Raw genomic sequence first — 20,645 nt, 5'->3', positions numbered from 1 at the left:
ACATGCGCGGGGAGAGGTGAAGCACCGTTTACTTGAACGGCACCGCGTACATCAAGCCGCCCTTGCTCCAGAGGCCGTTGAGGCCGCGGTCGAGCTTGAGCGGGCTCGCCTTGCCGACATTGCGCTCGTAGATTTCGCCGTAATTGCCGGTGGCCTTGATCACTGTCACCAGCCATTTGTTGTCGAGACCGAGCCGCGAGCCGAGGTCGCCGGAGGCACCCAGCAGGCGCTGGACCGCCGGCGTCTGTGACTTCGCCATCTCATCGACATTGCCTTGCGCGACGCCGAGCTCCTCGGCCTCGATCAGGCCGTAATGCAACCAGGTGATGATGTCGCTCCAGACTTCGTCGCCATTGCGGGTGAAGGGCCCGAGCGGCTCCTTGCTGATGGTCTGCGGCAGCACGACGTAATCGGCGGGATTCGGCGCCGCGGTCGTCACGGCGCCAGCGAGCGCGGAGGCATCCTGGGTCATGGCATCGCAGCGGCCGCCGAAGAAGGTCTGGTACATGGTGTCGACGCGGTCGAACACCAGCGGCTTCCAGTCGATGCCGTTGGCGCGGCCGTAGTCGCCGAGCGTGACTTCATGCGTGGTGCCCTGCGCGACGCAGACCGTGGCGCCCTTGAGGTCCTTCAGCTCCTTGACGCCGAGGTCCTTCTTCACGACAAAACCCTGGCCGTCGTAGAAGTTGATCGGACCCTGGCGCAGGCCCAGCGTCACGCCACGCAGATAGGTCTGGGTCGAGTTGCGGTAGAGTACGTCGATCTCACCCGATTGCAGCGCGGTGAAGCGATTCTGCGCGGTCAGCGAGACGTAGCGCACCTTGCTGGCGTCGCCGAGCACGCCGGCTGCGAGCGCGCGACAATAATCGACGTCGAGACCCTTGTAATTGCCCTGCGAGTCCGGCGCGGAGAAGCCGGCAAAGCCGGCGCTGACGCCGCAGATCAGCGTGCCGCGGCTCTTCACCGTGTCGAGCGTCGCCGCCGACGCGGCAACCGTCGATGCCGCGAGCATGCTCGCCGCGATAACCACTTTCCTCATGATATGACTCTCCCCTCAGTGATTGACACTACGCAACACGTTGTCGACGGCCGTGCCGAGCTTGTCGACGATCAGGTCGATCTCGTCAGCCGAAGCGATGTAGGGCGGCGCCAGCAGCACATGGTCGCCACGGACGCCGTCCACGGTGCCGCCGCCCGGATAGCAGCCGAGCCCGTTGGCGAAGGCCTCCGCCTTGATCTTCTGGTTCAGCTTGAGCGCGGGATCGAACGAGGTGCGGCTGGCGCGGTCGGCGACGAGCTCGATCGCCCAGAACAGGCCGCGGCCTCTGATATCGCCGACATGGCGGTGATTGCCGAAGCGCTCGGTCAGGCGCTGCTCGAGCTGCTTGCCACGCTCCTTGACGCGGTCGAGCAGGCGGTCTTCGCGTATGACGTCCTGCACCGCGAGCGCGGCCGCGCAGGCGAGGGGATGCGCGAGATAAGTGTGGCCATGCTGGAACGCGCCCGATCCGGCGCGGATGGTGTCGATAATCCTACCACTCGCGAGCATCGCGCCGATCGGCTGGTAGCCGCCGCCGAGGCCCTTTGCGATCGCCTGGATATCAGGAGCAACGCCCTCCTGCTCCCAGGCGTGCGTCGTGCCGGTGCGGCCCATGCCGCTCATGACTTCGTCGAGGATGAGCAGCGCGCCATGTCGGTCGCAGATGTCACGCACGGCTTTGAAGTAGCCGTCCGGTGCCGTCACCGCACCGGCGGTGGCACCGACGACGGGCTCGGCGAGGAACGCGGCGACGGTGTCGGGGCCAAGCCGCTGAAATTCGGCTTCGAGCTCAGCGGCCAGTCGCGCCACGAACTGCGCATCGGATTCGCCCTGGTGCTTCTCGTGATAGGCAAAGGCCGGCGTCACATGGCTGAAGGCCCCGGACAGCAGGGGCGCATAGGGCGCGCGCCGCCAGGCATTGCCACCGGCGGCTAGCGCGCCGAGCGTGTTGCCGTGATAGCTCTGCCGCCGCGCAATGAAGTGCTGCCGCTGCGGCTCGCCGCGCTCGATGAAATATTGCCGCGCGAGCTTGATGCTGGCTTCGATCGCCTCCGATCCGCCGCTGACGAAATAGGCGTAGGCGAGACCGCCGGGTTCGTGCCCGACCAGCGTCTCGGCCAGCGCCTCGGCCGGCTCGGAGGAGAAGAAGGCGGTGTGCGCATAGGCCAGCGTCGCGGCCTGTTTTGCCATCGCCGCGATCACGCGCGGATGCTGATGGCCGAGGCAGGAGACGGCTGCGCCGCCGGAGGCGTCGATCACGCGCCGCCCGTCCTCGGCGAAGAGATAGACGCCTTCGCCGCCGATCGCCTTGGGCGGCGTTTCGCGCAACGAACGGTGCAGCACGCGGCTGGTGCGAGCGGCCATGGGTCAACCTTTCTCTGGGACGTAAGTGGAGGCCGCGGCGAGCCGCGCCTCGGTGGTTTCCAGGCGCTTCTTTGCGGTCGTGCCGCCGAGCGAGAATGTTACCGCCGCGAGCGATTGCGCAATCGCGATGGCGCCGGTGAGGCTCGGGAAGAAGCCGGGGGACGAGGCCGCCTCAAACAGCAGCACGTGGTCGGCGCCTTCGGCCATCGGCGCCGAGAGGCTGTCCGCGATCGCGATCAGCGCTGTGCCGGCACGATGGGCGGCCTGCGCAACACGGACGCTCGCATGCGTGTAGGGCAGGAAGCCGATGACGATGACGGCCTCGCCGGGACGAAAGGCGCCCAGATCGAGATCGTCGGGGCCGGATGCGCCGACGAGTTGCACCTGTTCGGGACGGAACAGCCGGAGCTCGTAGTTCAAGAGCTCCGCGACGCTCCGGCAGCTTCGGTAACCGGCAATCCAGATCCGCTTGGCGTCGTGCAGCGCGCGGGCGGCATCCGCAATCGGCTGGGCCGGAATGCGCAAAAGGCCGGCGCCCTCGGCCTCGAGCTTGTCGGTGACCAGCGCGACATCGGCGTTCGGGCCGTGACGGCGGCTCTTGGCGCGGCCGGAGAAAGGTGAGATCTGCGACGGCCGCCGCGCTTCGGTGAGCGCCGCGCGCAATTGGTCCCAGCCGGAATAGCCGATCGCCTTGGCAAGCCGCGTAAATGCGGCCGGGTCGGCGCCGGCCTCGGCGGCGAGATCGCGCATCGAACGGGTGGTGGCGTCGTAGTCATTGGCGGCGACGAAGCGGCCGACCTCCTGCAGGCGCAGGGGGAGCGATGGCAACGCAATGCGCAGTTCGCTCAAGGGCGAGGATTTCGCGGGCTCGGCCATGAAACATTTGTTGCACGCTTTTCGGATTGGTGCAACAGTTGACGTGCGCCGCCGGAAATCGTTGCTCGCCAGAAGGATTTTTGTGCTGTGACTTCAGACAGTCCAAGACCGCCGCCCCGCCGTCGCTTCTTCGGCGGATTTGGCCGCCGAGAGCTGCAAGGCCTGTTCTGGCAGGTGCTCGTCGTCGGAATCGTGCTTGGGGTTGTCGCCTTCCTCTGGTCCAACACCGTCACCAATCTCTCGGCCCGCCGCATCACGACCGGCTTTGCTTTCCTCGGCCGCGAAGCCGGCATGCCGATCGCCGACAGCCTGCTCTCTTATAATCCGAGGGACACGTATCTGTGGGCCTTCGTCGTCGGCATCGCCAACACCTTGCGCGTCGCCGTGATCGGCATCGTGCTCGCGACGATCCTGGGCACGCTGATCGGCATTTCGCGTCTCTCCGCCAACTGGCTGTTGTCGCGGCTCGCCGCCGTCTATGTCGAAACGCTCCGCGACATCCCGCTGCTGCTGCAGCTTCTGTTCTGGTACGTGTTGATGCAGGCGCTGCCGGCCGCGCGTGCGGCCTGGCGGCCGGTCGAGGGCGTGTTCCTGTCCAATCGCGGCCTGATCCTGCCGGCGATTCCGGTCGGCTCGCCGCAGCTCTGGGTGCTCGGTACAGCCGTGCTCGGGCTTGCCGTGTTCTATCTCATCAGGCGATGGCTGATCGCGCAGCAGATGCGCGACGGCAAGCCGCGGCCGGCGTGGCCCTTTGCGGTTGGCCTCATCGTCGCGCTGCCGGCGGCGATGTCCGTGGCGCTTGGTGTGTCCTGGAAGATCGAATGGCCGGAGCTGCGCGGCTTCAACTTCGTCGGCGGGCTGACGCTCGCGCCGGAATATTTCGCGCTGCTGATCGCGCTCGTGACCTACACCTCGGCCTTCATCGCCGAGATCGTGCGCAGCGGCATCCAGTCCGTGCCGCGCGGACAATGGGATGCCGCCAATGCGCTAGGCTTGCGCCGCAGCTTCATGCTGCGGCAGATCATCCTGCCGCAGGCGCTGCGCGTCATCGTGCCGCCGATGACGAGCCAGTATCTCAATTTGACCAAGAACTCCTCGCTCGCGGTCGCGATCGGCTACCAGGACGTGGTCTCAGTCGCTAACACCACGCTGAACCAGACCGGGCAGGCGATCGAGGCGATCGCGCTGATCATGGCGGTGTTCTTGACCATCAGCCTCGGCATCAGCTTCTTCATGAACTGGTACAATTCGCGCATCGCGCTGGTGGAGCGCTGATCATGACGGCGATCACCGACATTCCGGACGCCCCGCGCGCTGCCCGCCGCCCGCAGATGGGCAACCCGGTGCTGCGCTGGCTCCGTACCAATTTGTTCTCGTCGATCCCGAACGCCATTCTTTCGGTCGTGTTGCTGGCGATCCTCGCCAAGGGCATCTTCAGCTTCGTGCAGTGGGGCATCGCGAACGCGGTCTGGCTCACGCCGGCAAACGACTCCAGCGCCTGCAAGGCGGTGCGGGGCCTTGGCGCCTGTTGGGCGATCATCCCCGAAAAGTATCGCTTCATCCTGTTCGGCACCTATCCGTTCGACGAACAGTGGCGGCCGGCGCTGTCGGTTGTGCTGTTCATCGCGCTGTTCTATCTCTCCACCGGCCGCGCCCTGTGGCGGCGCGAGCTGGCCTATATCTGGATCGGCGCGCTGGCGTTGATCAGCGTGCTGATGTGGGGCGGGGTGTTCGGGTTCTCCTTCGTCTCGCAGGACCGTTGGGGTGGCTTGCCGGTGACGTTGATCCTGGCGACGTTTGGATTGGCCTTTGGTTTCCCGCTCGGCATCCTCGTTGCGCTCGGCCGGCGTTCAAAGCTGCCGGCGATCCGCTCGCTCTCGGTGCTCTACGTCGAACTGATCCGCGGCGTGCCGCTGGTGAGCCTGTTGTTCATGGCGAGCGTGATGTTTCCGCTGTTCATGCCGAGTGGCTTCAATATCGACAAGCTGCTGCGCGCGCAGATCGCCATCATCCTGTTCGCGGGCGCGTATCTTGCCGAAGTCATCCGTGGTGGGCTCCAGGCCGTGCCGCGCGGGCAATATGAGGCCGCCGATGCGCTGGGGCTGTCCTACTGGCGCAAGCATCGCCTGATCGTGCTGCCGCAGGCGATCCGCCACGTCATCCCGCCGCTGGTCAACACCTTCATCGCCTTCTTCAAGGACACCAGCCTGGTCCTGATCATCGGCATCTTCGACCTGCTGACGACGGCCAAGACCGCGATCATCGATCCAGCCTGGCAGCAATTCTCGGTCGAGGTCTACATCTTCGTCGCCGCGATCTACTTTGTCTTTTGCTTCGCGATGTCGCGGTACAGTCGCGGCCTGGAGGCGAATACCGCCTCGAGGTAGGCAGCTTCTCCGCCGCGGGAGCGGGCCAGAAGCGCTGGAAGCCTATACTCGAGCGCGAAATGCTTATGCCGCGCCTATAACGCGTGCCTGGATTCAAACTGGCAATCCTACGCGGCGAGATCCATCTGCAATTTGCTGGTGGCACTCACAAGAGGCACGTCACATCATGATAAAATCAGTTCTCGCAGCGTCGGCCATGCTGGTCGCGCTTTGCTCCGCCGCCTCTGCCCACGAGGCAATGAATCACTCGCACATGGCTTCGGCGGCCACCGTCCAGATGTCGGAAACGCATCCGAACTCCTTCGCCTTCGCCGCTCCAACGGATGAGGCCGGATACGATGCGCATCAGTATCACGGCGGGCCGAAAGCGAACGACTAGGGTCTGACCGGCGCACGGCGGGGACGGTCAAGTCCCCGCCGGTGCGGCTCGCGTTATGCCTTCACCTTGGGATCGATCGGCGTGGAGCCGCGCAGACCCAGAATATCCTCCAACACCTTCGCGCCGGCGATCACCTGCGCATCCGCGCGCGGGGCACCGACGACCTGTACGCCGACCGGGAGGCCAGACGCCGTGAAGCCGCAGGGCAGCGACAGCGACGGGCAGCAGGCGAGCGTGATGGCGTAGACGATGCCGAGCCATTCGACATAGTTCTCGAACTTCTTGCCGGCGCATTCGGCGACATAGCGGTGCTCGATCGGGAAGGGCGGCACGATCGTGGTCGGCGTCAACAGCAGGTCGTAGTTTTTGAAGAACTCGATCGCGCGCGCGGTCATGCCGACGCGTTGCGCCTCGGCGCGCGCGAGCTGCTCGACGGTGAGCTTGAGGCCTTCCTCGATGTTCCAGATCACCTCGGGCTTCAGGAGGTCGCGCTTGGTCCGCAGCAGATTGGCCTTGGTGATCGCGAAATCGAAGGCGCGCAGGACGTGGAAGCATTCATGCGCCTCGCGCCAGTCCGGATGCGCTTCCTCCACGATCGCGCCAGCCTCCGCAAAGCGTTCCGCGGCCTTGCGCGTGATCGCCTTGACCTCGGGATCGACCGGCGTGATGCCGAGATCGGGCGAATAGGCGATGCGCTTCGGCTTCTTGCCTGACTGCGCCGCCGACAGGAACGAGGTCGCAGGTGCGGGCAGCGAGAGCGGGTCGTCTGCATAGTCGCCGCTCATGGCATCCAACAGCAGCGCAAGATCCTCGACGTTGCGTGCCATCGGTCCCACCACGCCGAGATTGCGGTCGATCGCCGATTTGGGCGTATGTGCGACGCGCCCGATGCTCGGCCGCATGCCGACCACGCCGCAGAAGGCCGCGGGGCTGCGCAAGCTGCCGCCCATGTCGGAGCCCTGGGCGAGCCAGGCCATGCCGGTGGCCAGCGCCACCGCCGCGCCGCCGGAGGAGCCGGCCGCAGACTTCGTCGTATCCCAGGGATTGAGCGTCGCGCCGAACACTTCGTTGAACGTGTTGGCGCCGGCGCCGAATTCCGGTGTGTTCGACTTGGCGTAGACGACCGCGCCATTGCCTTCGAGGTTCTCGACCATGAGATCGGACTGCTTGGGCACATTGTCCCTGAAGATCGGCGAACCCTGCGTGTTCAGCACGCCGGCGACGTCAGTGAGATCCTTGATCGGCACCGGCAGGCCCGCGAGCAGCCCGCGCGCGCCGGCCGGCTTCTGCATCAGCGTCTTGGCGTTGTCCCGCGCGCGATCGAAGCACAGTGTCGGCAGCGCGTTGACCTTGCCGTCGACCTCACCGATGCGCTTCTCCACCACATCCAGCAGTTCGAGCGGCGAGACGTCGCCGGAGCGCAGCTTGTCGACGACGGCGCAGGCGGTTTCGCGGATCAGGTCTTGAGACAACTATTTTACTCCTGTGATTATTGTGTCGTCATTGCGAGCGCAGCGAAGCAGTCCAGACTGGTACCGCGGATGCGTTCCTGGATTGCTTCGCTGCGCTCGCAATGACGGAGATACTTAGCCCCATCCGGCGCTGATGCCGCCATCGACGGTGTAGATCACCCCCGACGTATATCCGGCGCGATCAGACGCCAGGAACGCCATGAGATCGCCGATCTCGCGCGCATGCGCGGGACGGCCGAGCGGCAGGCTCTTCTGGAATTCCTTGTAGCGGCTCTCATCGCCGAACTGGTGCTTTGCCCGCGTCTTGAGCAGGGTGACGTGGCGATCAGTGCCGACCGGGCCGGGATTGATGCCGACCACGCGGATGTTGTCGGCTAGGCTCTTGCCGCCGAGCGCGCGGGTGAAGGCCATCAATGCGGCGTTGCCGGCGCTGCCGCAGATGTAATTGGCGTCGAATTTTTCGCCGGCCGCACCGATGTCATTGACGATGACGCCGCCGCCCTTCGCCTTCATCTGCGCGTAGATCTGCCGCGTCAGGTTGATGTAGCCGAACACTTTCAATTCCCAGGCGTGCCGCCAGGTCGCCTCGTCGATCTTGTCGATCGAGCCGCCGGGGATGTCGCCGGCATTGTTGACGAGCACGTCGATGTCGGCGGCTTCCCGCGCGAGCCGCGCCACGTCCTCGGCCTTGCGCAGGTCCACGATGCTCGTCGCGGCGTCGATCTGGTGTGCGGAGCGCAGGCGGTCCGCCAGCGCCTTGAGCTGGTCGCCGCTGCGGGCGGCGAGCAGGAGGTTTGCGCCTTCTTCGGCAAACGCCTCGGCGGCGGCTGCGCCAATGCCTTTGGACGCGCCTGTGATCAGGACGCGCTTGCCACGCAGATGCAGATCCATGAAGGGTACTCGCTCGGTGGGAACATCAGGATCAAACCAGTAGGCGCTCGGCCGCGCCACGGTCAACATTGCAGTGCAGCGTTGCACTGCTGCCGAGTTTGGTCCATTGCAGTGCGGTCAAAAAGGCGGCGGCTGCCGGACCAACCAAGGACGTTCTCGATGAGCAAGAAACAATACCGGATTGCAGTCATTCCCGGCGACGGCATCGGCAAGGAAGTGATGCCCGAGGGCCTGCGCGTTCTGGAGGCAGCGGCGAAGAAGCACGGGGTGTCCCTGCATTTCGACCATTTCGACTTCTCGTCCTGGGACTATTACGAGAAGCACGGCCAGATGATGCCCGACGACTGGAAAGAGAAGATCGGCAAGCATGACGCGATCTATTTCGGCGCCGTCGGCTGGCCGGCCAAGATTCCGGATCACGTCTCGCTGTGGGGTTCGCTGATCAAGTTTCGCCGCGAGTTCGACCAGTATGTGAACTTGCGCCCGGTGCGGCTGATGCCCGGCGTGCCGTCGCCGCTGGCGAACCGCAAGCCCGGCGACATCGATTTCTGGGTGGTGCGCGAGAACACTGAAGGTGAATATTCCTCCGTCGGCGGCCGCATGTTCCCGGACACCGACCGCGAGTTCGTGACGCAGCAGACGGTGATGACCCGCACCGGCGTCGACCGCATCCTGAAATTCGCTTTCGAGCTCGCACAGTCGCGGCCGAAGAAGCACCTGACCTCGGCGACGAAATCCAATGGCATCTCGATCACCATGCCCTATTGGGACGAGCGCGTGGAGGCGATGGCCAAGAAATTCCCAGGCGTGAAGTGGGACAAGTACCACATCGACATTCTGACCGCGAACTTCGTGCTGCATCCGGACTGGTTCGACGTCGTGGTCGGCTCGAATCTGTTCGGCGACATCCTCTCCGATCTCGGCCCGGCCTGCACCGGCACCATCGGCATCGCGCCATCAGGCAACATCAATCCCGAGGGCGATTTCCCCTCGGTGTTCGAGCCGGTGCACGGCTCGGCGCCCGACATTGCGGGGCAGGGCATCGCCAACCCGATCGGCGCGATCTGGTCCGGCGCGATGATGCTCGAGCATCTCGGCGAGAAGGAAGCCGGCAAGTCGATCGTCGATGCGATCGAGCGCACGCTCGCCGAACGCACGCTGCGGACGAAGGACCTCGGCGGCAACGCCGACACCACCGCCTGCGGCAAGGCGGTTGCGGATATGGTGGATTGAGGCGGCAGATCTTCCCCTCTCCCCTTGTGGGAGAGGGTGGCTCGCCGCATAGCGGCGAGACGGGTGAGGGGTCTGTCTCCGCAGATACAGACCTATCAGTCACAGAATTGTTCGCCGCGAGAACCCCTCATCCGGCGCTTCGCGCCACCTTCTCCCACAAGGGGAGAAGGGAAGGGCAGCGGTGTTTTGGCGAACCCTACACATACGACTTTCGCTTCGGATCGAAGATCGGCGGGTACTCGTTCTCGTCGAGAAGATCGAGAAATGGATCCAGTCCCTCGGACTTGATCAGCGCGAGTTCCTGATGCGAGATCAGGTTCACGGTCAGGATCTCCACCGGATCGCCGGCAATTTCAAGCGCCTCGGCGATCTGCTTGTCGGGGCCGATGACCGGCGTGAGAAACAGAAACGTCTGGAAGTCCGTTCCTGCAACCGGCGGCCACGGCATCGCGACCCGTTGACCAAAACCGAACCAGGTCGTGTCGATGAACGGCAGATTGGCGAGCCAGCGCAGATTGGCGCAGATCTCCTTCGTCGGCTCACGGACGTACCACATCAGCTCGGCACGCGGCTTGGCGTCCCCATGCACTCCCGGCATCCGCTGCTCGCTCATGCCGTTGGTCAGAAGCACATAACCTTCGTCGGAGCCTTCTTCGCACATCGGCACGAAATCGCGGCCAAAGGCGTGAATGTCGATGCGGCGCTCCGCGCTGTCCGTGAAGCTGTGCTCGGGTTCGTCCAGCTCGCGTTCATAGATGGTGAGCCGTTGCCGGTAGAGATCGGCCGCGTGGGACGGCTGACTTGAGCCGGACATGAACTTTGCGAGACGGGAAAGCATGTGAACCTCGGGGGCGGATGTGGGCCGGGATATCCGCGTTGTCGCGAGACAACGCGGGCCGGTTCAAATCCGTCCCACGGACGCGGCGACGATTCGCCGTGGTCCATATCTTCTTGCGCGATTGTGCATTCGGCCAGGCGTATGCGAGATGCGCTTCGTTCCCGATTAGCCCGCGATCTTCTCGATCGCAGCCTGATCCAGCCCAAACGTCTTCCCGGCCTCCAGAATGTCCCGCCACGTGGTCGGATCGACCTGAATGCCTTCGGCCAGGCGCTTCTTCTTGGTTTCGCGTTCGGGGTCGCCTGCGATCTTCACCTTGTCGACCCCGGGGGCGGGTGGTGAGGCGGTCTGCCAGGCGACGAAGCTTTCGACTTCGCGCGCGAGGTTTTCGCCGGTGCCGAGCTTGTCCGGATCGATGATGATCGAGAGCATGCCGTTGAGGACGTTGTACTTGCCGTCGGACGGGCCCTTGACCACCTGCCCGCCGGAGAGCGCGCCGCCGAGGATTTCGCACACCAGTGCGAGGCCGGAGCCCTTGTGCTCGCCGAACGGCAGGATGGCGCCGTGCGGCGGGATCACGGTGTAGCGCGGGTTGGTGGTCGGCTTGCCTTCATTGTCGATGATGGTACCGGGCTCGAGTTCGACGCCCTTGTTGTGGGCGACGCGGGTCTTGCCCTGCGCGATCCTGCTGGTGGCGAAGTCGAGCACGATCGGGTCCTTGCCCCTGCGCGGGATGCCGACGCAGAACGGGTTGGTGCCGTGGCGCGCATCGCTGCCGCCCCACGGCGCCACGATCGGGCGCGAGATCACGTTGACGAAGTGGATCGAGACCAGCCCGTGGTCGATGCACTGCTCGGCCCAATGGCCGATGCGGCCGATGTGGTGCGAGTTGGAGAGGCCGACGAGACACACGCCGTTGCGCTTGGCGCGCTCCGCCGCCAGCTCCATCGCTTCATGGCCGATCACCTGGCCATAGCCGGTGAGGCCGTCGAGAGTGAGGAGCGGACCGGTGTCGAGCACGATCTTGACGTGCGCGTTCACGGCGAGGCCGCCCGTGGTGACGCTCTGGACATAGCGCGGGATCATGCCGACGCCGTGCGAGTCATGTCCTCTAAGATTGGCCTCGACGAGGTTGGTGGCCACGAGCTCGGCTTCGCGGTCCGTAGACCCGCCCGCCTTGACGATGGCACGGACGACGTTGGTGAGCGGCTGTGCCTTGATGGTGCGATAGTCGGCCATTGTTGTTGCTTTTATCCCTTCACGATCCGGCGGCAATGGACCCATGCCGCTTCAATCAGGTTCTCGCTCGCTTCCGGCGTGCGGAAGGCCGAATGCGCCGACAGCGTCACGTTTGGAATCTTCGTCAGCGGATGATCGCCGGGCAGGGGCTCGATGTTGAAGACGTCGAGGCCGGCATGGCGGATGTGGCCGGACCTCAGCGCGTCGATCATCGCCTGCTCGTCGACGACCGCGGCACGCGCGGTGTTGATCAAGATGACACCGGGCTTCATCGCAGAAATCTTCTCGCGCGTGATCATGCCGCGGGTCTCGTCGTTAAGCAGCAGATGCAGCGATACCACGTCGCTTCTGGCCAACAGCGTGTCGAGATCGGTGAACTCGACGCCCGGATGGCTCTTTGGCGACCGGTTCCAGGCGATCACCTTCATGCCTGAGCCGCCCGCAATGCGCGCGACTTCCGCGGCGATGCCGCCGAAGCCGATCAGGCCGAGCGTCTTGCCGGTGAGCTGCATGCCGTCCTCGCGCAGCCAATTGCCGACGCGCATCTCGCGGTCCATCATCGCGATGACGCGGGCAGAGGCCCACATCAGGGCGATCGCGGACTCCGCGACTGCCGTGTCGCCATACCCCTTGATCAGGTGCACGGAGATGCCAAGCTCGGCGAGTTCTTCCGGATTCATGTAGCTGCGCGCGCCGGTGCCGAGGAACACGACGTGCTTGAGGCCGGCGCATTTCTTCGCGACCTCCGTCGGCAGCGCGGTGTGGTCGACGATGGCGATCTCGGCGCCATCGAGAATTTCAGGATATTGCTCGGGCTTGATGTCGGGATCCCTGTGGATCCGCACCTTGGGATCGCCTGATATCTCCAGCCGCTCCATGATCACGGCGAGAGCTTCATTGGCGTCGACGAAAACTCCGCGCATGGTTCTCTCCGATCAGGACGCGACGCCGGCGATCGCCAGCACGGTATGCATCAGCACGTTGGTGCCCGCGGCGCAGTCGGGCTGCGTGGCGTCTTCCAGCTCGTTGTGGCTGATGCCGTCCTTGCAGGGCACGAACACCATCGCCGCCGGCATGACGGTGTTGAGGTTGCAGGCATCGTGGCCGGCGCCGGAGGTGATGCGGCGCGAGGAATAACCGAGCGTCTTCGCCGCGTTCTCGACCGCCGCGATCAGCTTGGGATCGAAATGCGTCGGCGGCTTGCGCCAGACCAGGTCGATCTTGACTTCGACCTTGCGGCGCGCTGCGATCTCGGCAATGGCGGCGCGCAAATCGCGATCGAGCGCATCCATGATGGCACCATCCGCACTGCGGCAATCCATGGTGAAGGCGATCTCGCCGGGAATGACGTTGCGCGAGGGGTTTGCGATCACGGCCTCGCCGATGGTGCCGACTGCCTTCGGCCCGTGCTTCTTGGCAATCGCCTCCATCGCCAGCACGATTTCGGAGAGCGTCGCGAGCGCGTCGCGCCGCAGTGGCATCGGCGTCGATCCCGCATGGCTCTCGAAGCCGGAAATCTTGCCGTCGTACCAGAGCACGCCCTGGCCGGAATCGACCACGCCGATGGTCTTGCCCTCGGCCTCGAGGATCGGACCCTGCTCGATGTGCAGCTCGACGAAGCAGCCGAGCTTCTGGAAGCCGACCGGCTTGTCGCCGCGATAGCCGATGCTGTCGAGCGCCTGGCTGACGGTCGTGCCGTCGATGTCCTTGCGCGACAGGATGTCATCGGTGGTGAAATCGCCGACGTAAGCCGCGGACGCCATCATCGCCGGTGCGAAGCGCGAGCCTTCCTCGTTGGTCCAGTTGACGACGCAGATCGGCGCTTCGGTTTCGATGCCGGCGTCGTTCAGCGTGCGGATCACTTCCAGCGCGCCGAGCGCCCCCAGAATGCCGTCATACTTGCCGCCGGTCGGCTGGGTGTCGAGATGCGAGCCGATGCCGACGGGCAGCTTCGACATGTCGCGGCCCTTGCGCAGGCCGAACTGCGAGCCGAGCGCATCGGTGTGCACCTCGAGGCCGGCGTCCTCGCAAGCCTTGCGGAACCAGTCGCGCACCTGCTTGTCTTCGCTGCTCAGCGTCAGCCGCCGTACGCCGCCCTTGGCCGTCCCGCCAAACTGGGCGGTCTCGTGGATGGAGCCCCAGAGGCGGGCGGAATCGATTTGCAGATTGGTGGCGGCTCGGCTCATGCGGTCGGTCTCTCGGTTGTCCGGCGCCTTTTTCAATGACGCGCCGGCGCGGACTCGTCAACCGCGAGGCTGCTCTGCGCAATCTGCCGTGCGAGCTCGGCGACGCGCTCCACCGCGACGACGTCAGGCGAGGCGAGCCAGCTCGCCGTGAACGTCAGCGGCGCGATGGTGAGATCGGTTTCGAGCAGTTGCAACCGCCCGTCGGCGAGCTCGTTCTCGACGATGGCGTCGGGGATCACGGCGATGCCGAGCCCTTCGACCGCCATATGGATGACCGTCGCCAGCGATGCGGACGCATGCAGCCGGATCGGCGGCAGCTCCGGCCGGTCGAAGACTTCGCGTACGACCTCATAGGGTCTGGTCTTGCGCGGGAAGGTGATGATCGGAAACCGCGCGAGGTCGGCGCGCGTCACCGGGCCGTCGCCGAGCCCGAGCGAGGGGCTTGCAAGAAAGCCGATCGGATAATCCGCGAGCACGCGATTGTGGACGCCCGACGCCGACAGCGGCCCCACCACGAAGGCGAGCTCGATCTCCTGCGCGAGCAGGCGCGCAGTGAGGTTCGGCGTGATGTCGACCTCGATCTCCAGCGACAGGTTCGGATAGACTTCGTTCATGCTCTTGACGAGCCGCGGCAGCCAGGTGTGCACGATGGTCTCGGCGACGCCGAGGCGCATCACGCCGCGCATTGCGGAGCGGTCGCCGATCTCGGCGATCATCTGGGCGCGGAGACCGATCAGCTTCTCGGCATAGACCATCATCTGTCGGCCGCTCGGCGTCGGAGAAGCAACGCGATGATCGCGGTTGAGGAGCTTCACGCCCATCTCGCGCTCGAGCTGGGCGATGCGCTGGGAGATCGCCGGCTGGGTCGTATTGAGCCGTGCTGCGGCGCCGCGAAAGCTCCCGAGCTTCACAACCCAGAGGAAAGTTTCGATCGACCTGAAGTCCAGCATTGAGAAGGATTTTCCCGTCCGATAAATTGAATTTATCGACATCGATTAAAAAGGAAGATTAGACTTTATAGCATGCTTGGTGTTGGCTGTCTTTGTCGAGTTTATAGGCAGGTCGATCAAATGACTGTTTTGGTGGCAGCGCAGCAAACTGAAACGCCCGACACCCTCCCGAGCCGTCAGGCGCGGCTCGCCTATCGCGGCGGCCAGGTCGGATCTACCGCCGGCGTCGCTCCCGGCTTCGTCCAGGGCAATCTGGCGATCCTGCCGGCCGAATACGCCAGCGCCTTTCACCGCTTCTGCCAGCTCAATCCGAAACCGTGCCCGATCATCGGCATGTCCGATGTCGGCAGCCCGCACATTCCCGCGCTCGGCGCCGATCTCGACATCCGCACCGACGTGCCGCGCTACCGCGTCTGGCGCGACGGCGAAGTGGTCGACGAGCCGACCGACGTGACCAAGCATTGGCGCGACGATCTCGTGACCTTCGTGCTCGGCTGCTCGTTCTCGTTCGAAGAGGCGTTGCTCGACGAGGGCATGCCGATCCGCCACATCGAGCAGAACGTGCGCGTGCCGATGTACCGCACCAACATCGCCTGCGGCGAGGCCGGTCCGTTCGCCGGTCCCATGGTGGTGTCAATGCGTCCGTTCAAGCCGGCCGATGCGATCCGCGCGGTGCAGATCACCTCGCGTTATCCCGCCGTGCACGGTGCACCCGTGCATCTCGGGCATCCGCACCTGATCGGCATCAAGGATCTCGCCAAGCCGGACTACGGCGATCCCGTGCCCGTCGCCGACGACGAGATCCCGGTGTTCTGGGCCTGCGGCGTGACGCCGCAATCGGTGATCAACGCCGCCAGGCTGCCGTTCGCGATCACGCATTCGCCCGGCCTGATGCTGGTAACGGATCTGAAGAACCGGAACATGGCCGTGATTTAGTAGGCAGCGTTTGCTGCTTCTTCGGGCTTTACCGCATCCATCAATCGCTCCATTCGATCACTCGAAATTTAGTAACAGGGGACTTTGCCATGACGATCTCTCGCCGCGACGTGCTGCTAGGAGCCACCGCCACTGCCGCGCTGGTGCCGCTCGCTGCACGCGCCCAGACCTCGGAAATCGTGATCGGCGTCATCTATCCGTTCTCCGGCGGCAGCGCGCAGCAGGGCGTCGACGCGCAGAAGGCCTATGAGACCGCGCTCGAGGTCATCAACAAGGACACCGATTTCGATCTGCCGCTGGCCAAGGGCGAGGGTCTGCCGGGCCTCGGCGGCGCAAAAGTCCGTCTCGTGTTCGCCGACCATCAGGCCGATCCGCAAAAGGGCCGCGCCGAAGCCGAGCGCCTGATCACGCAGGAGAAGGTCTCCGCGATCATCGGCACCTATCAAAGCGCGGTCGCGGTCACCGTCAGCCAGATCTGCGAACGCTACCAGATACCGTTCGTCTCCGCCGACAACTCCTCGCCGAGCCTGCATCGCCGCGGCCTCAAATATTACTTCCGCGCCGCCCCGCACGACGAGATGTACTCGGCCGCGATGTTCGACTTCTTCGATGCCTTGAAGAAGAAGGGCACCAAGATCGAGACGCTGTCGCTGTTCCATGAGGATACCATCTTCGGCACCGATTCCGGCAACGCCCAGGCCAAGATCGCCGGCGAGCGCGGCTACAAGATCGTCACCGACATCAAGTATCGCGCCAACTCGCCCTCGCTCTCGGCCGAGGTGCAGCAGCTCAAGACCGCCAATGCCGACGTGCTGATGCCGTCGAGCTACACCACGGACGGCATCCTGCTGGTCAAGACCATGGCCGAGCTGGGCTACAAGCCGAACGCGATCGTGGCGCAGGACGCCGGCTTCTCGGAGAAGGCGCTCTATGACGCCGTCGGCGACAAGCTCGAAGGCGTGATCTCGCGCGGCACCTTCTCGCTCGATCTCGCGCAGAAGCGTCCGATGGTCGGCAAGATCAACGAGATGTTCAAGGCGCGATCGGGCAAGGACTTCAACGACCTCACCTCGCGCCAGTTCATGGGTCTGATCATCCTGGCCGACGCCATCAACCGCGCCAAGTCGGCCGACGGCGAGAAGATCCGCGATGCACTGGCCGCGACCGACATCCCGGGCGAGCAGACCATCATGCCTTGGAAGCGCGTCAAGTTCGACGAGGCCGGCCAGAACAACGACGCCGACCCGGTGCTGCTGCAATATGTCGGCGGCAAGTTCGTCACCATCTTCCCGCCGCAGGCCGCGATCGCCGAAGCGATCTGGCCGATGAAGTAAGCGTTTCGGAGCGCGGGAGCAGGGGAGCAAATCGAGATCGTCGCACGTGCCTCGTCATTGCGAGGAGCGAAGCGACGAAGCAATCCAGAGTGTCTCCGTGGCGAGATGCTGGATTGCTTCGCTTCGCTCGCAATGACGGAGCAAACGATGACGTTTCGAACGGGGGACTACAGTTGACAGCTCAAGCCATTATCCAGAGTCTCGCGAGCGGCCTTCTCATGGGTCTGCTCTACGGACTGATCGCGGTCGGCCTCGCGCTGATCTTCGGCCTGATGGACGTCACGAACTTCGCTCACGGCGAGTTCCTGATGATCGCGATGTACCTGTCCTTCTTCCTGTTCGCCTTCTTCGCCATCGACCCCCTGCTGTCGGCGCCATTGGTCGCCGCGGCAATGTTCGTCTTCGGAGCGGTGGTCTATCTACTCCTTGTACGCTTCGCCATGCGGGCCAAGGCCAATGCCGGCATGGTGCAGATCTTCACGACTTTCGGTCTGGCGATCGTCATGCGCGGCCTCGCGCAGTACTTCTTCACGCCGGACTATCGCAGCATTCCACAGTCCTGGCTCGGCGGTAAAACCATCTCGGTTGCCGGCATCTTCCTGCCGGAGCCGCAACTGGTCGGGGCGCTGGTCTCGATCGCGGCCTTCGCCGGTCTCTACCTGTTCATCCACCGCACCGACTTCGGCCGCGCCCTGGAAGCGACGCGTGAAGATCCGGGCGCTGTCGCACTCGTCGGCATCGACAAGAACCGCGTGTTTGCGTTCGGTTGGGGCCTTGGCGCCGCGCTGGTTGGTCTCGCCGGCGCGATCATGGCGGTGTTCTTCTACATCTATCCCGACGTCGGCGCGTCCTTTGCCCTGATCGCCTACGTCACGGTGGCGCTCGGCGGCTTCGGCAGCGTGTTCGGCGCCTTTGCCGGCGGCATCATCGTCGGTCTCGTCGAGGCTGTCACGGCGCTGGTGCTGCCGCCGTCGCTGAAATCGGTCGGCATCTACGCCGTCTACCTGCTCGTCGTCTTCATCCGGCCGCGCGGCCTGTTCGGGTCGATGTGATGGACAAGAATTTTGCCGCGCGGCGCCGCCGCGACCTCATCATCGCCGCGGTGTTGGTCGCACTCGCGGCGCTCGCCCCGCTGCTCATCAAGGATGTCTACGTCCAGAACATCCTGATCCTGACCCTGATGTATGCGGCGCTGTCGCAGAGCTGGAACATCCTGTCCGGCTATTGCGGGCAGATCTCGCTGGGACATGCACTCTATTTCGGCATCGGCGCCTACACCACCGAGTTGCTGTTCACCAAGTTCGGCGTGCTGCCCTGGTTCGGCATGCTCGCCGGCGGCGTGATTGCGGCGATCATCGCAATGGGGCTCGGCTATCCCTTCTTCCGCCTGCGCGGCCATTACTTCGTGATCGCGACCATCGTCATCGCCGAGATCGGACTGCTCTTGTTCCAGAACTGGGAATGGGCGGGGGCTGCGATGGGAATCACCGTTCCCGTGCGCGGTGACAGCTGGCTGAAATTCCAGTTCATGCGCAGCAAGCTGCCGTACTTCTATTTCGCGCTGGTGCTGTGCAGCCTCGCCTGGTTCGTCACCTGGTGGCTGGAAGACTCCAAATGGGGCTTTTGGTGGCGCGCGGTGAAGGACAATCCGGAAGCAGCCGAGAGCCTCGGCGTCGTCGTGTTCAACTCCAAGATGGGCGCGGCCGCGGTCTCCGCCTTCCTCGTTGCCATCGGCGGTGCCTTCTATGCGCAGTTTCTCGCCTATATCGATCCTGAAAGCGTGATGGGCTTCCAGTTCTCGCTGCTGATGGCGCTGCCGGCCGTGCTCGGCGGCATCGGCACCCTCTGGGGCCCGGTGCTAGGGGCGGCCATCCTGATCCCGATGACCGAGCTGACGCGCTCCTATATCGGCGGCTCCGGCCGTGGCGTTGACCTCATCGTCTATGGCGCACTCATCGTGGCGATCTCGCTGGCCCTGCCGCGCGGTCTGGTGAGCCTGTTCTCCCGTTCAAAAGCGAAGGGAGCCACGCGATGACCGCGCTCCTTGAAACCCGCGGTGTCTGGCAGCGGTTCGGCGGCCTCGTCGCCAACAGCGATGTCTCGATCTCGGTCGGCCGCGGCGAGATCGTCGGCCTGATCGGGCCGAACGGTGCCGGCAAGTCGACGCTGTTCAATCTGATCGCCGGCGTGTTGCCGCCGACACAGGGGTCGATCTGGTTCGACGGCGAGGATGTCACCAACATGCCGGCGGCCGAGCGCTGCCAGCGTGGCGTCGGGCGCACCTTCCAGGTGGTCAAGAGCTTCGAGACCATGACTGTCATCGACAACGTCATCGTCGGTGCTCTCGTCCGCAACACCGTGATGCGCGAGGCACGCCGCAAGGCGCATGAGGTTCTCGAATTCACCGGCCTTGCCGCGCGCGCCGACGTGCTCGCGAGCGACCTCGTGCCGGCCGAGAAACGCCGCCTCGAAGTCGCCCGTGCGCTGGCGACCGAACCGAAGCTGCTGCTGCTGGACGAAGTCCTCACCGGCCTGACGCCGACCGAGGCGCAGACCGGCGTCGCGCTGGTGCGCAAAGTGCGTGATGCCGGCATCACCGTCTTGATGGTCGAGCATGTCATGGAGATCGTGATGCCGCTGGTCGACCGCGCCATCGTGCTCGACCTCGGCAAGGTGCTAGTCGAGGGTAAGCCTTCCGACGTCGTTCGCGATCCCAAGGTGATCAGCGCATATCTGGGAGATCGTCATGCTGTCGGTGCATGAAGTCACGACCGCCTATCAGGGCCTGGTCGCGATCTCCGCGGTGTCGATCGAGGTCCAGAAGGGCGAGATCGTCTGCGTCGCCGGCGCCAATGGCGCGGGCAAGTCGACGCTGCTCAAATCCATCGCCGGCGCCGAGCGCCCGCGCTCGGGCACGGTGACGTTCGACGGCAAGCGCCTCGACGGCATGGCGCAGCATCACATCACCGCCACCGGCATCGCCTATGTGCCGGAGAACCGCCGTCTGTTCCCGCGCCTGTCGGTGCGCGACAATCTGCGCCTCGGCAGTTATCTCTATCGTGGCGAGACGGATCGTGAAGGGCCGCTCGACTTGGTCTTCAAGCTGTTCCCGCGTCTCCAGGAACGTTTGGAGCAGCGCGCCGAGACGCTGTCCGGCGGCGAGCAGCAGATGCTCGCGATCGGCCGCGCGTTGATGACGCGCCCGCGGCTGTTGATGCTGGACGAGCCCTCGCAGGGCATCATGCCGAAGCTGGTCGACGAGATTTTTCAGGCGGTGAAGCTCATCCGTGACTCCGGCATGACCGTGCTGATCGTCGAGCAGCGCATGGCCGAATGCCTCGAGATCGCCGACCGCGCCTACATCCTGCAAACCGGCCGCGTGCTGATGCAGGGCCCGGCAGCGGAGATCAGGGGCAACCCGGATGTGCGCAAGGCGTATCTGGGGCTGTAGTCGCAAAGTGTGGGGCACGCTCGTCCCACATTTTCGGTGTCATCGCCCGACTTGATCGGGCGATCCAGT

At 64.7% G+C, this 20,645-nt stretch carries 20 protein-coding genes; 10 read left to right on the top strand and 10 right to left on the bottom strand.

Annotated features, from left to right (window positions below; all coding sequences use genetic code 11):
- Positions 1-28: 28 nt before the first annotated feature.
- Genes OWC48_RS38870 through OWC48_RS38860 form a run of 3 tightly spaced genes read right to left on the bottom strand, consistent with a single transcriptional unit; the run spans position 29 to position 3,280 of the window.
- A complete protein-coding gene (locus tag OWC48_RS38870; RefSeq protein WP_282524785.1) occupies positions 29-1,042 on the bottom strand; it encodes an amino acid ABC transporter substrate-binding protein in 1,014 nt (337 codons plus the stop codon).
- A 12-nt stretch (positions 1,043-1,054) separates the two neighbouring features.
- Complete coding sequence (locus tag OWC48_RS38865) at positions 1,055-2,404, bottom strand: aspartate aminotransferase family protein (RefSeq protein WP_282524735.1); 1,350 nt, start codon at positions 2,402-2,404, stop codon at positions 1,055-1,057.
- Between the two features lie 3 nt (positions 2,405-2,407).
- Positions 2,408-3,280: a MurR/RpiR family transcriptional regulator gene (locus OWC48_RS38860; protein WP_282524734.1), complete on the bottom strand. Its 873-nt coding sequence runs from the start codon at positions 3,278-3,280 to the stop codon at positions 2,408-2,410.
- A gap of 87 nt (positions 3,281-3,367) precedes the next feature.
- Between OWC48_RS38860 and OWC48_RS38855 the strand changes: the two genes are divergently transcribed.
- From OWC48_RS38855 to OWC48_RS38845, 3 genes are all read left to right on the top strand, one after another.
- Entirely contained in the window at positions 3,368-4,555 is a 1,188-nt protein-coding gene (locus OWC48_RS38855; RefSeq protein WP_071915770.1) for an amino acid ABC transporter permease, read from the top strand.
- Positions 4,556-4,557: 2 nt separating this feature from the next.
- The gene (locus OWC48_RS38850) at positions 4,558-5,667 is read left to right on the top strand and encodes an amino acid ABC transporter permease (protein WP_282524733.1); all 1,110 of its coding nucleotides are present in this window, start codon (positions 4,558-4,560) and stop codon (positions 5,665-5,667) included.
- Between the two features lie 196 nt (positions 5,668-5,863).
- Entirely contained in the window at positions 5,864-6,046 is a 183-nt protein-coding gene (locus OWC48_RS38845; protein WP_282524732.1) for a hypothetical protein, read from the top strand.
- A 53-nt stretch (positions 6,047-6,099) separates the two neighbouring features.
- Here OWC48_RS38845 and OWC48_RS38840 read toward each other — a convergent pair whose 3' ends face one another.
- Together OWC48_RS38840 and OWC48_RS38835 are read right to left on the bottom strand one after the other, a co-directional pair.
- Entirely contained in the window at positions 6,100-7,518 is a 1,419-nt protein-coding gene (locus OWC48_RS38840; RefSeq protein ID WP_282524731.1) for an amidase, read from the bottom strand.
- Positions 7,519-7,632: 114 nt separating this feature from the next.
- Positions 7,633-8,409 carry an SDR family oxidoreductase gene (locus tag OWC48_RS38835; RefSeq protein WP_014496907.1) on the bottom strand — a complete coding sequence of 259 codons (777 nt, stop codon included), beginning with the start codon at positions 8,407-8,409 and terminating at the stop codon, positions 7,633-7,635.
- Between the two features lie 159 nt (positions 8,410-8,568).
- Between OWC48_RS38835 and OWC48_RS38830 the strand changes: the two genes are divergently transcribed.
- Positions 8,569-9,642, top strand: coding sequence for a tartrate dehydrogenase (locus OWC48_RS38830; RefSeq protein WP_282524730.1), 1,074 nt, complete (start codon positions 8,569-8,571; stop codon positions 9,640-9,642).
- A gap of 196 nt (positions 9,643-9,838) precedes the next feature.
- Here the strand turns inward: OWC48_RS38830 and OWC48_RS38825 are convergent, their stop codons facing one another.
- The 5 genes from OWC48_RS38825 to OWC48_RS38805 form a co-directional block, all read right to left on the bottom strand.
- A complete protein-coding gene (locus OWC48_RS38825; protein ID WP_282524729.1) occupies positions 9,839-10,480 on the bottom strand; it encodes a suppressor of fused domain protein in 642 nt (213 codons plus the stop codon).
- Between the two features lie 165 nt (positions 10,481-10,645).
- Positions 10,646-11,719, bottom strand: a complete 1,074-nt coding sequence (locus OWC48_RS38820; RefSeq protein WP_282524728.1) for a malate/lactate/ureidoglycolate dehydrogenase — start codon at positions 11,717-11,719, stop codon at positions 10,646-10,648.
- An 11-nt stretch (positions 11,720-11,730) separates the two neighbouring features.
- The gene (locus OWC48_RS38815) at positions 11,731-12,642 is read right to left on the bottom strand and encodes an NAD(P)-dependent oxidoreductase (RefSeq protein ID WP_282524727.1); all 912 of its coding nucleotides are present in this window, start codon (positions 12,640-12,642) and stop codon (positions 11,731-11,733) included.
- A 12-nt stretch (positions 12,643-12,654) separates the two neighbouring features.
- The gene (locus tag OWC48_RS38810; RefSeq protein WP_282524726.1) at positions 12,655-13,905 is read right to left on the bottom strand and encodes a Zn-dependent hydrolase; all 1,251 of its coding nucleotides are present in this window, start codon (positions 13,903-13,905) and stop codon (positions 12,655-12,657) included.
- A 32-nt stretch (positions 13,906-13,937) separates the two neighbouring features.
- Entirely contained in the window at positions 13,938-14,855 is a 918-nt protein-coding gene (locus OWC48_RS38805) for a LysR family transcriptional regulator (RefSeq protein WP_282524725.1), read from the bottom strand.
- A gap of 120 nt (positions 14,856-14,975) precedes the next feature.
- Here OWC48_RS38805 and OWC48_RS38800 point away from each other — a divergent pair, with 120 nt between their 5' ends.
- The 6 genes from OWC48_RS38800 (at position 14,976) to OWC48_RS38775 (ending at position 20,576) form a co-directional block, all read left to right on the top strand.
- Entirely contained in the window at positions 14,976-15,791 is an 816-nt protein-coding gene (locus tag OWC48_RS38800) for a putative hydro-lyase (RefSeq protein ID WP_282524724.1), read from the top strand.
- A gap of 89 nt (positions 15,792-15,880) precedes the next feature.
- Positions 15,881-17,125 carry an ABC transporter substrate-binding protein gene (locus tag OWC48_RS38795; RefSeq protein WP_282524723.1) on the top strand — a complete coding sequence of 415 codons (1,245 nt, stop codon included), beginning with the start codon at positions 15,881-15,883 and terminating at the stop codon, positions 17,123-17,125.
- Positions 17,126-17,298: 173 nt separating this feature from the next.
- Positions 17,299-18,177 (top strand): branched-chain amino acid ABC transporter permease, encoded by an 879-nt coding sequence (locus OWC48_RS38790; RefSeq protein ID WP_014496898.1) that lies wholly within the window; start codon positions 17,299-17,301, stop codon positions 18,175-18,177.
- Complete coding sequence (locus tag OWC48_RS38785; RefSeq protein WP_282524722.1) at positions 18,177-19,160, top strand: branched-chain amino acid ABC transporter permease; 984 nt, start codon at positions 18,177-18,179, stop codon at positions 19,158-19,160. The genes OWC48_RS38790 and OWC48_RS38785 overlap by 1 nt, the downstream gene beginning before the upstream one ends.
- Positions 19,157-19,888: an ABC transporter ATP-binding protein gene (locus OWC48_RS38780; RefSeq protein ID WP_028146884.1), complete on the top strand. Its 732-nt coding sequence runs from the start codon at positions 19,157-19,159 to the stop codon at positions 19,886-19,888. The genes OWC48_RS38785 and OWC48_RS38780 overlap by 4 nt, the downstream gene beginning before the upstream one ends.
- Positions 19,872-20,576 carry an ABC transporter ATP-binding protein gene (locus OWC48_RS38775; protein ID WP_282524721.1) on the top strand — a complete coding sequence of 235 codons (705 nt, stop codon included), beginning with the start codon at positions 19,872-19,874 and terminating at the stop codon, positions 20,574-20,576. Before OWC48_RS38780 ends, OWC48_RS38775 begins: the two co-directional genes overlap by 17 nt.
- The last annotated feature ends 69 nt before the right edge of the window (positions 20,577-20,645 follow it).

It is taken from the genome of Bradyrhizobium sp. Arg816 (assembly GCF_029989365.1).
GTDB lineage: Bacteria > Pseudomonadota > Alphaproteobacteria > Rhizobiales > Xanthobacteraceae > Bradyrhizobium.
Note: the sequence above shows the minus strand (reverse complement) of the source record. Positions and strands in the feature narration are given on the sequence as shown.

What these genes read in the sequence shown, in the direction of transcription:
- OWC48_RS38805 (WP_282524725.1), bottom strand. Translation starts at nt 14,855, where the DNA reads ATGCTGGACTTCAGGTCGATCGAAACTTTCCTCTGGGTTGTGAAGCTC.
- OWC48_RS38810 (WP_282524726.1), bottom strand. Translation starts at nt 13,905, where the DNA reads ATGAGCCGAGCCGCCACCAATCTGCAAATCGATTCCGCCCGCCTCTGG.
- OWC48_RS38865 (WP_282524735.1), bottom strand. Translation starts at nt 2,404, where the DNA reads ATGGCCGCTCGCACCAGCCGCGTGCTGCACCGTTCGTTGCGCGAAACG.
- OWC48_RS38820 (WP_282524728.1), bottom strand. Translation starts at nt 11,719, where the DNA reads ATGGCCGACTATCGCACCATCAAGGCACAGCCGCTCACCAACGTCGTC.
- OWC48_RS38795 (WP_282524723.1), top strand. Translation starts at nt 15,881, where the DNA reads ATGACGATCTCTCGCCGCGACGTGCTGCTAGGAGCCACCGCCACTGCC.
- OWC48_RS38845 (WP_282524732.1), top strand. Translation starts at nt 5,864, where the DNA reads ATGCTGGTCGCGCTTTGCTCCGCCGCCTCTGCCCACGAGGCAATGAAT.
- OWC48_RS38780 (WP_028146884.1), top strand. Translation starts at nt 19,157, where the DNA reads ATGACCGCGCTCCTTGAAACCCGCGGTGTCTGGCAGCGGTTCGGCGGC.
- OWC48_RS38835 (WP_014496907.1), bottom strand. Translation starts at nt 8,409, where the DNA reads ATGGATCTGCATCTGCGTGGCAAGCGCGTCCTGATCACAGGCGCGTCC.
- OWC48_RS38800 (WP_282524724.1), top strand. Translation starts at nt 14,976, where the DNA reads ATGACTGTTTTGGTGGCAGCGCAGCAAACTGAAACGCCCGACACCCTC.
- OWC48_RS38785 (WP_282524722.1), top strand. Translation starts at nt 18,177, where the DNA reads ATGGACAAGAATTTTGCCGCGCGGCGCCGCCGCGACCTCATCATCGCC.
- OWC48_RS38860 (WP_282524734.1), bottom strand. Translation starts at nt 3,280, where the DNA reads ATGGCCGAGCCCGCGAAATCCTCGCCCTTGAGCGAACTGCGCATTGCG.
- OWC48_RS38815 (WP_282524727.1), bottom strand. Translation starts at nt 12,642, where the DNA reads ATGCGCGGAGTTTTCGTCGACGCCAATGAAGCTCTCGCCGTGATCATG.
- OWC48_RS38830 (WP_282524730.1), top strand. Translation starts at nt 8,569, where the DNA reads ATGAGCAAGAAACAATACCGGATTGCAGTCATTCCCGGCGACGGCATC.
- OWC48_RS38825 (WP_282524729.1), bottom strand. Translation starts at nt 10,480, where the DNA reads ATGCTTTCCCGTCTCGCAAAGTTCATGTCCGGCTCAAGTCAGCCGTCC.
- OWC48_RS38850 (WP_282524733.1), top strand. Translation starts at nt 4,558, where the DNA reads ATGACGGCGATCACCGACATTCCGGACGCCCCGCGCGCTGCCCGCCGC.
- OWC48_RS38775 (WP_282524721.1), top strand. Translation starts at nt 19,872, where the DNA reads ATGCTGTCGGTGCATGAAGTCACGACCGCCTATCAGGGCCTGGTCGCG.